The following is an 11,808-nucleotide window of genomic DNA, read 5'->3' as shown; positions in this document are numbered from 1 at the left end:
GTTTCTGTTTTAAATGCCAAAGAGGATCGTTAAAGAAGCCCGTGCGGTGTTTATTAAATCGGCGCAGGAGATTGTCGACAAATATGGCTTTGATGGGATCGATCTTGACTGGGAATATTCGGTTAATGTCGCATTTAAAAGCGCTTCGTCAGCTAATGGGCCCCAAAAACGGGTCACCCTCGCCGTCGGCGCGAATGCGAAAAGTCCGAAAGCTGGCTGGACGTGAAAGCTATAACCCCGTTGCTCGACTTTACCAATCTGATGACTTACGACATGGCCCTATGGCACACAGTATTTCAACGCCAATCGGTATGACTCAAACGCCTTGCCTGCCGCCGCTGTCAGTGAAGTCTGCCTGGGGAAGGCACTATTTGCCCTCTCTTATGAAAATCCGCACCCCGTGGCGATCAAAGCGGACCAGATTAAAAAGCGCGAGCTGGCCGGCGCAATGTTCTGGGAATAGGCCGCCGATGACAATAACCAGTTAGCGACACAGTTGGCGGACTCGCTGGACATTAAGAGCCTATCCCATTAGGGCTATTTTACTTGCCATTTTGGTCCTGGGCAGTGCTCAAAATCCTCACGTACTACGTGTACGCTCCGGTTTTTGCGCGCTGTCCGTGTCCAAACTGGCTGCGCCAATAACGCCTGGGGGGATAGGCTCTAAGCGTTAATGGGTAAAAATATGGCGGGCCTGTGCCTGACAGCAATGAGCAGGCCCGGTAAGCACAACGCATTGGCAATGAAACCGCTGGATGGCGACTACCTCTTATCCGGCTGCCGTTACTGCATTTTCAATGTCGCAATCGGCTTTGACGTAATACCGAAATCCGCTTTGAGCTGCTGCTTGCTTTTCATCACCATCTGACCGTGAGTATCGATCGTCATATGTTGCGCTTCGGTATTGTGCCGCGCCTGCCATAGCATCACCAGTTGCAGGCTGTTTTCTTTCTGTTCCGGCGTCAACGCCACGCCATCCGGCCATTTACCCAGCTCAACGGCGGTGGATAAACGTTGATACACTTCCGGCGTCATGCTGTTAATGATCTCATCAAGATTCATGATGTGTCCGCTCCTGTGGAATAATTTGCTGAATCGTTTTTTCAGCCTTTCACTTGATCGCCGTTTTTCTCGTCAGAAAAGGCCAGCGAGGCCGAATTAACGCAATAGCGCTCACCGGTTGGCTGCGGACCATCCGGGAAAACGTGTCCGAGATGCGCATCGCAGTTACCGCAACGAATTTCGACACGCTGCATGCCATGAGAAAAATCGTCTATGTAACGAATCGCCTCTTCGCTGACAGGCTGGTAAAAGCTAGGCCAGCCGCAGCCTGAATCGTATTTGGTGTGGGAGTGAAAAAGCGGCGTATCACAGACCAGGCAGTGATAAACCCCATCGCGTTTATTATGTAGCAGGCGTCCGGTAAATGGCGGTTCTGTGCCACGATCCTGCGTCACATAGAATTGCATTTCGGACAATTTTTTCTTGAGTTCTTCTGCTGAAGGTTGGTTAGCCATTTGCTCACATCTCACTTTAAACGTGCTCACATTGCCTGACCGATTCTAACAAAACATTAACACCTCAGTACCAACTTTTGTTCTAAACTTGATCATTGCGAAATGGCGGCTCACGAATCGTGACTGATGTCACATTATTATCTCGGTTGCCCTTTAAAATTCGGGGCGGCGCCCCCATGTGGTTTCAAGCCGAAAGGAAGAGTGAGGCGAATCAGCCGCGCAAAGGTTGTGCAGAGGATTGATTTGTCGCAATGATTGACACGATTCCGCTTGACGCTGCGTAAGGTTTTTGTAATTTTACAGGCAACCTTTTATTCACTAACAAATAGCTGGTGGAATATATGACTATCAAAGTAGGTATCAACGGTTTTGGCCGTATCGGTCGCATTGTTTTCCGTGCTGCTCAGAAACGTTCTGACATCGAGATCGTTGCAATCAACGACCTGTTAGACGCAGAGTACATGGCATACATGCTGAAATATGACTCCACTCACGGCCGTTTCGACGGTACTGTTGAAGTGAAAGACGGTCATCTGATCGTTAACGGTAAAAAAATCCGTGTTACCGCTGAACGCGATCCGGCTAACCTGAAATGGGACGAAGTTGGTGTTGACGTAGTGGCTGAAGCTACCGGTATCTTCCTGACTGACGAAACCGCGCGTAAACACATCACCGCTGGCGCGAAAAAAGTGGTTCTGACGGGTCCGTCTAAAGACAACACCCCAATGTTTGTTAAAGGCGCTAACTTTGACAAATACGAAGGCCAGGACATCGTTTCCAACGCTTCCTGCACCACCAACTGCCTGGCGCCGCTGGCTAAAGTTATCAACGACAACTTCGGCATCATCGAAGGTCTGATGACCACTGTTCACGCGACTACCGCAACCCAGAAAACCGTTGACGGCCCGTCTCACAAAGACTGGCGCGGCGGCCGCGGCGCATCTCAGAACATCATCCCGTCCTCTACTGGCGCTGCTAAAGCGGTAGGTAAAGTACTGCCGGAACTGAATGGCAAACTGACTGGTATGGCGTTCCGCGTTCCTACTCCGAACGTATCCGTTGTTGACCTGACCGTTCGTCTGGAAAAAGCGGCTACCTACGAGCAGATCAAAGCTGCTGTTAAAGCTGCTGCCGAAGGCGAAATGAAAGGCGTTCTGGGTTACACCGAAGACGACGTTGTATCTACCGATTTCAACGGCGAAGTATGCACTTCCGTGTTCGATGCTAAAGCAGGCATCGCGCTGAACGACAACTTCGTGAAACTGGTCTCCTGGTACGATAACGAAACCGGTTACTCCAACAAAGTACTGGACCTGATTGCTCACATCTCCAAATAAGTTGAGATGACACAGTCATTGGTAAGAGCGACTCAGGTCGCTCTTTTTTTTGCTTAAAGATATACCCGTCATACTTCAAGTTGCAGGTGTGTTGGCTATGCTTTCTCACCCGAATCACTGACGGAAGTCGAACTTATCGGGATGAATCAGGGATGTCCATGTCCCTGGCCGAAGGTTACCTACGGTTGTTCAAATTCGTTCCCGATGAATTTGTCGTCACTTGCCGCGTTACTCGGCCTGCGGCCTCGCCTCTACGGGCCAGCGCAAGCACTGGTCAAGGCACAAGCGCCTTGTCATGCAACTCGAATTATTTAGGGTTAAGAGGATTGCGTAATGATTAATAAAATTTTTGCCCTCCCGGTTATCGAACAGCTTACCCCTGTCCTTTCCCGTCGTCAGCTTGATGACCTGGATCTGATCGTCGTTGACCATCCGCAGGTTAAAGCCTCTTTTGCATTACAGGGCGCGCACCTTCTCTCCTGGAAACCCGTTGGCGAGGAAGAGGTATTGTGGCTCAGTAATAATACGCCTTTCAAAACCGGCGTGGCGCTACGCGGCGGCGTACCGATCTGCTGGCCCTGGTTTGGACCTGCGGCTCAACAGGGTCTGCCGTCACACGGCTTTGCGCGTAATCTACCGTGGGCGCTAAAAGCGCATAATGAAGATGATAATGGCGTAATGCTGACATTTGAGCTGCAAAGCAGTGAAGCCACCCGGAAATACTGGCCGCACGATTTCACGCTGCTGGCACGTTTTAAAGTGGGCAAAACCTGTGAAATTGAACTGGAAGCGCATGGCGAGTTTGCAACCACATCCGCGCTCCACAGCTATTTTAACGTTGGCGACATCGCCAACGTTAAGGTCAGCGGACTCGGCGATCGGTTTATTGATAAAGTTAACGACGCTAAAGAAGGTGTCCTGGCCGGCGGTATACAAACCTTTCCGGACCGTACCGATCGCGTTTACCTCAATCCTGAAGCATGTAGCGTGATCCACGATGCGGCATTAAACCGCACGATTGATGTGGTCCACCACCATCACCTTAACGTCGTAGGCTGGAACCCTGGCCCGGCGTTGTCCGTCAGCATGGGCGACATGCCGGATGACGGCTATAAAACGTTTGTCTGCGTTGAAACGGTTTACGCTACTGCGCCGCAACAAGCCACAGAAGAAAACCCCTCTCGTCTGGCGCAGACTATCTGCGTCGCTAAACGCTAAAAGTGAATGGATAACGGCGTTGCTATAGGATCTGAAAGGCGTCAGCCGCCATCAGGCATGACTTGCCGGATGGCGGCGCTTACGCATTTTATCCGGCGTCACACCATATCCAACGCGGTTTTCCCTTTTGGCGCAGGCCAGGCGTTGTCCAGTAAGGCAAGTTCGTTTGCTGACAAGGCGATCTCAAGCGCCGCCGCATTTTGCTTCACGTGTTCTGTACTTCCGGCTTTCGGGATCGCCATCACGCCCGGATGCGCAATCACCCACGTCAGTAAGATTTGCGCCGCCGTAGCGTTATGCGCTTGCGCAATTTCATTCACCACCGGATGATTCAGTAAACCGCTACGTAACCGGCCAGCCTGCGCCAACGGGCTATAGGCCATCACTGGCATTCGCTGTTGTTGACACCACGGCAATAAATCATACTCAATACCGCGTGACGCCAGATGATAGAGCACCTGATTTGTCGCGCATTGCTGTCCACCAGGGATGCGCCACAGCGCCTGCATATCGTCATAATCAAGATTAGAGACTCCCCAACGGCGAATTTTCCCCTGCGCGATTAGCCGCTCCATACCTTCAACGGTCTCTTCGAATGAAAAGCTTCCGGCCCAGTGCAATAGATAGAGATCGAGATAATCTGTTTTCAGACGACGCAGGCTTTCTTCACAGGCGGCAACTATCTTCTGGCCGCCAGCGTTCCACGGGTACACTTTTGACACCAGAAATGCCTCATCGCGTCGCCCTGCTAACGCCTCGCCCACGACCTTTTCCGCCCCGCCGTCGGCATACATTTCCGCTGTATCAATAAGGCGTAACCCCAAATCCAGCCCCGCGCGCAGCGCCGAAACCTCGCGCTGACGTTGATCCGCGCGCTCGCCCATATACCATGTTCCCTGTCCGATGGCAGGAAGCGTCACCTGCCCGCAAAACGTTACGTTTTTCACTGATTTCATTTCCTTTTCAATGTCACTCGACGGTAAAACAATACAGGACTCTTAGACCCTACGGTAATGTCCGGCATCATACCGCGCAAGGGGGCGATTTTCTTGTCACTGACGAACGTCATCCGCAATCATGTCGACGATGCGGGTAATATGCGCGGCGGGTCGCTGATTCAGTAATAATTGACGCATCACATTCATATAGGGCGTCACATGTTGAAAGAACTCCAGATATCCTTTACAGAGATAATTTTGCCGTTCGCCGCCGTCCATACAAATTCGATGTTTCGGACAACCGCCGTGACAGGCAAAGCGCCACGTACAGTTCTGGCAGCGTGAGGAAAGGTTTGCTTTAGCCGCGCCAAACTGCTGCTGAAAAGGAGAGGCCGCCATTTCTTCTAAAGAGTGTTGCTGCAGATTGCCCAGTTTATAGGCGGGAAAAACAAAATGGTCACAGCTAAACACGTCGCCATTCTGCTCCACCAGCAAACTTTGCCCGCAGGTCGACTGCATCGTACAAAGCGTGGCGGGCTCCCCCATCCAGACGCCAGGTAAGTTGTCAAAAAGCTGTACGAATATGCGTCCGACATCGTGACGTATCCATTGATCAAAAACATCGCACATAAAGGCGCCCCACCCTTCAGGCGTGACGGAAAAGGGCATCAGCGAAGGCGAATCCTCATTGTCAGATAACGTCAAAGAACGCTGCGCTTTTTGCGCGAGCGGCTCAACAATGGGAATAAATTGCAGGTGTTTACTTTCCAGTTCCTGCGTCAAAAAATGATAAATAGCATTGCCATGACGGCATGACGCATCATTCACGACAGTGAGCGTGTTGAACTCGACATCATTTGCCTGCAGAAGGCGGATAGCATTAACGACTCGGGAAAAAGACGCCCGCCCTGACGGCGTTTTCCGGTAATTATCATGAACGACTTGCGGCCCATCAATCGATATACCCATCAGGAACTGATACTGCGCAAAGAATGCCGCCCACTCTTCATTGATTAATACGCCATTGGTTTGCAGACTGTTGTAGATAGTTTTGCCGTTGGCATAGCGTTGCTGCAAGCGCACCACTTTTTGGTAAAAAGAAAGACCGCATAGCGTCGGCTCTCCCCCCTGCCAGCAAAACGAGACCTCTGAGGATGGCGTATCATCAATTACCCGGCGGATATACGTCTCCAGCACATCGTCAGGCATGACGCGCTGCCCCCGGGGTTTATCAAGATAAAAACAGTACTTGCAGGATAAGTTACACAGACTGCCGCCGGGCCTGGCTACGGTATTGAATACTATGCTCATTCGTCTTACTCGCTGTGAAGAATGGGTATAGCATAAGCGGGACGTGACAGGGCGATATCAGCCAGCATTGCAACAATTATTACGCTAATTGTTAGCGCAGTTGTAATCACCTGGATTTTTCATATAAAAGGCTAGTTTTTTAAATTGATGTAACAAAGTATAAATCACGTAAGGCTGCGCCATCCCCGGTCAACAGCGCATTTATGCAAGCCGTCATGTTCGCGTTTCAGACAGCACAAAGCCTGCATAACGCAGGCTTTGTCGTGGTTTTTCCGGCAAATTCAATCAATCAGAATCTATAGGTCACGCCAGTAGAAAGGATACCGGTCCAGGATTTATCCACCATCGGGCTGTCGGTAATTTCATCCGACAGGCGGGTGTAGCGCGCAGTACCATATACGCTCCAGTTACCGGCGAAATTATAGTTAGCGCTAAGTTCAAGATACGGGTTCCAGCTATCGTTCGGGTTATAGCCGCGCAGGCCGCTACGCGAAGATTCTTTACGTGATACGCCGTAATAGTAATCGTTCTGGTTCTCGCTATTCCATTCAACCCCGATACCTGGCGTTACGGTCAGCCCGCCATTGGTATACCGATAGAGCCAGGCCAGATCCCAGACAATACCGTTACTGTTATCCAACGTATCCCCAGCCAGTGAGGTACGCAAGAACCCATATTGGGTGTGATGCGCGTAAGAGACGCCCGCCATCATAGTACTTTTACGCCTGTCCAGACGACGCAACTGATGGTCATCGCTGTCGCCCGGTTTGAAGTACATCGGGGACCAGTATGCTATGATTGACAACTTATCGGCATTGTCATTCCACAAGTAGTACCCGCCGCCCAGACCACGGAACCAGAAGTTTTCGCTTTCATAAGCGATGACCGGTATCGGATAAACATCACTATCATAATCTTTATAAGGGTGTTCAACCACACCAACGCCTGCGCCCAACGTCAGGTTGCTTTCAGCGTGCGCGACGCTGGCGGGCGTTGCAATAAACACGCCAAGAGCCAGAAGTTTAAGTTTGGTCACAATCCATAATTCCTTATTCAAATGTTCTGCGGCAAAAGTGTAACCGCCAATACCTGTAAGCCCAACTATTTTACACAATGTAACCGTTTAATATCACCATCACAGATTATTTTCAGATGATCGGCTGATGATCGTTATGTGACCGGGAACGCTTTTTCTGATATCCACCAGCCTTTTCTACCTGATGAGTTATTGATATGTCATCGAAATCCACTGACGCGTACAGGCAAGTTTTGCAAATGCCATCTACGCTTAATGTTAAGAAGGTGTATCACCGGACACGTTGATCTTCTGACCAATAAAATGGCATGAGAGTTGCTTTTTTTTCCTTAGCAGAGACGGCGTTCAGTCTACCTCTTCCGGGAGCCTCTACTATTCATATGAACGGCTCTTAACATGTGCGAAAAAACGAAAGGATGGCATATCATGAATATATTCGATCACTATCGCCAGCGTTACGAAGCTGCCAAGGACGAAGAGTTCACACTGCAGGATTTTCTTACCATTTGTCGGCAAGATCGCAGTGCTTATGCCAACGCGGCAGAGCGGCTATTAATGGCTATCGGCGAGCCTAATATGGTCGACACTGCCCAGGAACCCCGACTTTCCCGACTCTTCTCCAACCGGGTTATTGCTCGCTATCCTGCGTTTGAAGAGTTTTACGGCATGGAAGACGCGATTGAACAGATTGTCTCTTATCTGAAACATGCGGCGCAAGGGCTGGAAGAGAAGAAGCAAATTCTCTATTTGCTGGGACCTGTGGGGGGTGGCAAATCATCGCTCGCTGAACGGCTGAAATCGCTAATGCAGCGCGTGCCAATTTATGTTTTAAGCGCCAACGGCGAGCGTAGTCCGGTCAACGATCATCCGTTATGCCTGTTTAATCCGCAGGAAGACGCGCAGATTCTGGAAAAAGAGTACGGTATTCCGCGCCGCTATCTCGGTACGATTATGTCCCCGTGGGCGGCCAAACGCCTGCATGAGTTTGGCGGCGATATTACTAAATTCCGCGTGGTGAAAGTCTGGCCCTCCATTCTGGAGCAGATTGCCATCGCCAAAACGGAACCCGGCGATGAAAACAACCAGGATATTTCGGCGCTGGTCGGCAAGGTGGATATTCGTAAACTCGAACATCACGCCCAGAACGATCCGGATGCGTATGGTTACTCTGGCGCGCTGTGCCGCGCTAACCAGGGGATCATGGAGTTCGTCGAGATGTTTAAAGCGCCTATTAAGGTGCTGCACCCCTTGCTGACCGCAACCCAGGAAGGTAACTACAATGGTACAGAAGGTATTTCCGCCCTGCCCTTTAATGGCATCATACTTGCCCACTCAAACGAATCTGAATGGGTGACGTTCCGTAACAATAAAAATAACGAAGCGTTCCTCGACCGTGTCTATATTGTGAAGGTGCCTTATTGCCTGCGAATCTCCGAAGAGATCAAAATCTACGAGAAACTACTTAATCATAGCGAGCTGACTCATGCGCCCTGCGCGCCGGGCACGTTGGAAACGCTTTCGCGCTTCTCGATTCTTTCCCGCCTGAAAGAGCCGGAAAATTCCAGTATTTACTCGAAAATGCGCGTTTATGACGGTGAAAGCCTGAAAGATACCGACCCCAAAGCTAAATCGTACCAGGAGTATCGCGACTATGCGGGCGTGGACGAAGGGATGAATGGTCTCTCCACCCGATTCGCCTTTAAGATCCTCTCTCGCGTCTTTAACTTTGACCATGCCGAAGTGGCGGCAAACCCGGTACATCTGTTCTACGTTCTGGAACAACAAATCGAGCGTGAGCAGTTCCCGCAGGAGCAGGCTGAACGTTATCTGGAGTTCCTGAAAGGCTACCTGATCCCGAAATACGCCGAATTTATCGGCAAGGAGATCCAGACGGCCTATCTCGAATCTTATTCTGAGTACGGGCAAAACATTTTTGATCGTTACGTGACTTATGCGGATTTCTGGATTCAGGATCAGGAGTATCGCGACCCGGATACCGGTCAACTGTTCGATCGCGAGTCGCTGAACTCAGAACTGGAGAAAATTGAGAAGCCGGCGGGTATCAGTAACCCGAAAGATTTCCGTAACGAGATCGTCAACTTTGTCCTGCGCGCCAGAGCCAACAATAGCGGCCGCAATCCAAACTGGACCAGTTACGAGAAGCTGCGCACGGTGATTGAGAAAAAAATGTTCTCTAATACTGAAGAGCTGTTGCCGGTCATTTCTTTTAACGCCAAAACATCGACTGACGAGCAGAAAAAGCATGACGACTTTGTCGATCGGATGATGGAGAAAGGGTATACCCGTAAGCAGGTTCGTTTGCTGTGCGAGTGGTACCTGCGCGTGCGTAAATCGTCGTGATGTTAATGCCCGGTGGCGCTTGCGCTTACCGGGCCTACAAAGTAATGTTCTGTAGACTGGCTAAGCGTTAGCGCTATCCGGCACTGACAGAACAGGCGCTCAGTTGGCAGTACGGGGGGCATATGACCTGGTTCATAGACCGACGTCTTAACGGCAAAAATAAAAGCACGGTGAATCGCCAGCGCTTTTTGCGCCGTTATAAAGCACAAATTAAGCAGTCGATTTCCGAAGCGATTAATAAACGCTCTGTGACCGATGTCGACAGCGGAGAGTCCGTCTCTATTCCAACCGATGATATTAGCGAACCGATGTTTCATCAGGGGCGCGGCGGTCTGCGCCATCGCGTCCATCCGGGTAACGATCACTTTATCCAGAATGATCGCATTGAGCGTCCGCAAGGCGGTGGCGGCGGCGGTTCCGGCAGCGGTCAAGGTCAGGCCAGCCAGGACGGAGAAGGCCAGGATGAGTTTGTTTTTCAGATTTCAAAAGATGAGTATCTGGATCTGCTCTTTGAAGATTTAGCGCTGCCTAATCTGAAAAAAAACCAGCATCGCCAGCTTAACGAGTATAAAACTCACCGCGCCGGTTTCACCTCAAACGGCGTGCCGGCCAATATCAGCGTGGTACGTTCGCTACAAAACTCTCTGGCGCGCCGTACAGCAATGACGGCAGGAAAACGCCGCGAACTGCACGCGCTGGAAACGGAACTGGAGACCATCAGCCACAGCGAACCAGCGCAACTGCTTGAAGAGGAGCGGTTACGTCGGGAGATTGCCGAACTACGGGCTAAAATCGAGCGGGTGCCGTTTATCGACACTTTTGATTTACGCTATAAAAATTATGAAAAACGGCCTGAGCCCTCCAGCCAGGCGGTGATGTTCTGTCTGATGGACGTCTCGGGTTCGATGGACCAGGCAACCAAAGATATGGCCAAGCGTTTTTACATTCTGCTCTATCTGTTTTTAAGCCGAACGTATAAGAACGTCGAAGTGGTTTATATCCGCCACCATACCCAGGCGAAGGAAGTGGATGAACATGAGTTCTTTTATTCACAAGAGACCGGGGGGACGATTGTTTCCAGCGCGCTTAAACTCATGGATGAAGTGGTTAAAGAGCGCTACGATCCGGGACAGTGGAACATCTATGCGGCGCAAGCGTCAGACGGTGATAACTGGGCCGACGACTCACCGCTGTGTTATGAGATTCTGGCGAAAAAGCTACTGCCGGTAGTGCGCTATTACAGCTATATCGAGATTACCCGCCGCGCCCACCAGACCTTATGGCGCGAGTATGAACATCTGCAGGCAACGTTCGATAACTTCGCCATGCAGCATATTCGCGATCAGGAGGATATTTACCCGGTATTCCGCGAATTGTTTCAGAAACAGAGCGCCAATCAAAACGTATAAATAAACCCGCCCGTTCATATGTCGGGCGGGTTTATTAGCAACTTAACGTTCACCCTTCGCGGCTGACATCATTATTCGCGTATAGCGTGAATGAAGCTGCTCTGACCTGTGTTACAACTTGATTCGTTAGCGCTATGCCTTTGCGTTAATATTAAGAACACCACGGCCATCCCATGCCTGGAAACGGCGGCAGATACATAACACCTTGCGAAACGATAGTACACCAGTGTACATGATCACCAACGGGCTTAATTTTAGCTGCTGGAAATCCTCCAGGCGCCTGGCCGTCTGCCATAGCCGATGCGGAAAACCCCGCCGCCAATAATGTAAAAAGCAAAATAGCCGCCATTTCTTTCAACTTTTTCATCATTCCTCCTACAGGAATAAAAGAATAACTAATATCCTTCCCACTCGCTCCTCCTTTCACGGTAATAATAATGGTTTTTCTCTTTTTAAAAGGAATAACGTAACTTCGTTACCTGAAAATTTACTTTCGCTACCATTAATAACCATTGAAAATATCAACACATCGAATTATTGCCGCAATTAAACCGAGAATGATTTTTATTCCATAACATCAACACGTTTTATTTTTAAACAGTCTATACTCTTCATACATCAAGTTGCTTATGTGTTGGCTACGGATTACTCGGCCCATCCATGGGCCTCGCCCTGACGGGC

Annotated in this window: 10 protein-coding genes and 1 pseudogene; 5 read left to right on the top strand and 6 right to left on the bottom strand. The window is 50.2% G+C overall.

Annotation, left to right across the window (positions count from 1 at the left end; all coding sequences use genetic code 11):
* Nucleotides 1–31: 31 nt before the first annotated feature.
* Nucleotides 32–535 (top strand): annotated as a pseudogene (locus ACLD11_RS01395) (glycosyl hydrolase family 18 protein); the annotation flags it as partial.
* Between the two features lie 248 nt (nucleotides 536–783).
* On the opposite strand, the gene ACLD11_RS01390 reads toward ACLD11_RS01395, so the two are convergent.
* Together ACLD11_RS01390 and msrB are read right to left on the bottom strand one after the other, a co-directional pair.
* Nucleotides 784–1,062: a YeaC family protein gene (locus ACLD11_RS01390; RefSeq protein ID WP_001046864.1), complete on the bottom strand. Its 279-nt coding sequence runs from the start codon at nucleotides 1,060–1,062 to the stop codon at nucleotides 784–786.
* 41 nt (nucleotides 1,063–1,103) lie between these two features.
* Nucleotides 1,104–1,517, bottom strand: a complete 414-nt coding sequence (gene msrB / locus ACLD11_RS01385; protein WP_411014438.1) for a peptide-methionine (R)-S-oxide reductase MsrB — start codon at nucleotides 1,515–1,517, stop codon at nucleotides 1,104–1,106.
* A 341-nt stretch (nucleotides 1,518–1,858) separates the two neighbouring features.
* Between msrB and gapA the strand changes: the two genes are divergently transcribed.
* Nucleotides 1,859–2,854 carry a glyceraldehyde-3-phosphate dehydrogenase gene (gapA, locus tag ACLD11_RS01380; RefSeq protein ID WP_000153505.1) on the top strand — a complete coding sequence of 332 codons (996 nt, stop codon included), beginning with the start codon at nucleotides 1,859–1,861 and terminating at the stop codon, nucleotides 2,852–2,854.
* A gap of 333 nt (nucleotides 2,855–3,187) precedes the next feature.
* The gene (locus tag ACLD11_RS01375) at nucleotides 3,188–4,072 is read left to right on the top strand and encodes a D-hexose-6-phosphate mutarotase (protein ID WP_411014437.1); all 885 of its coding nucleotides are present in this window, start codon (nucleotides 3,188–3,190) and stop codon (nucleotides 4,070–4,072) included.
* A 98-nt stretch (nucleotides 4,073–4,170) separates the two neighbouring features.
* On the opposite strand, the gene ACLD11_RS01370 is transcribed toward ACLD11_RS01375, so the two are convergent.
* From ACLD11_RS01370 to ACLD11_RS01360, 3 genes are all read right to left on the bottom strand, one after another.
* Nucleotides 4,171–5,028 (bottom strand): aldo/keto reductase, encoded by an 858-nt coding sequence (locus ACLD11_RS01370; RefSeq protein ID WP_000843751.1) that lies wholly within the window; start codon nucleotides 5,026–5,028, stop codon nucleotides 4,171–4,173.
* Nucleotides 5,029–5,124: 96 nt separating this feature from the next.
* Nucleotides 5,125–6,321: an anaerobic sulfatase maturase gene (locus tag ACLD11_RS01365; protein ID WP_411014436.1), complete on the bottom strand. Its 1,197-nt coding sequence runs from the start codon at nucleotides 6,319–6,321 to the stop codon at nucleotides 5,125–5,127.
* A gap of 289 nt (nucleotides 6,322–6,610) precedes the next feature.
* Nucleotides 6,611–7,357, bottom strand: a complete 747-nt coding sequence (locus ACLD11_RS01360; protein ID WP_411014435.1) for a MipA/OmpV family protein — start codon at nucleotides 7,355–7,357, stop codon at nucleotides 6,611–6,613.
* 426 nt (nucleotides 7,358–7,783) lie between these two features.
* On the opposite strand from ACLD11_RS01360, the gene yeaG reads away from it, so the two are divergent.
* A complete protein-coding gene (gene yeaG, locus ACLD11_RS01355; protein WP_080160059.1) occupies nucleotides 7,784–9,718 on the top strand; it encodes a protein kinase YeaG in 1,935 nt (644 codons plus the stop codon).
* 122 nt (nucleotides 9,719–9,840) lie between these two features.
* The gene (locus ACLD11_RS01350; RefSeq protein ID WP_061372505.1) at nucleotides 9,841–11,127 is read left to right on the top strand and encodes a YeaH/YhbH family protein; all 1,287 of its coding nucleotides are present in this window, start codon (nucleotides 9,841–9,843) and stop codon (nucleotides 11,125–11,127) included.
* Between the two features lie 151 nt (nucleotides 11,128–11,278).
* Here ACLD11_RS01350 and ACLD11_RS01345 read toward each other — a convergent pair whose 3' ends face one another.
* Nucleotides 11,279–11,494, bottom strand: coding sequence for a hypothetical protein (locus ACLD11_RS01345; RefSeq protein ID WP_411014434.1), 216 nt, complete (start codon nucleotides 11,492–11,494; stop codon nucleotides 11,279–11,281).
* Nucleotides 11,495–11,808 lie beyond the last annotated feature (314 nt).

This window comes from Salmonella sp. 741265116_PST, assembly GCF_046567715.1.
In the GTDB taxonomy this organism is placed as follows: Bacteria; Pseudomonadota; Gammaproteobacteria; order Enterobacterales; family Enterobacteriaceae; genus Salmonella; species Salmonella enterica.
The sequence above is the reverse complement of the archived record's forward strand: the minus strand, read 5'-3'. Positions and strand labels throughout refer to the sequence as shown.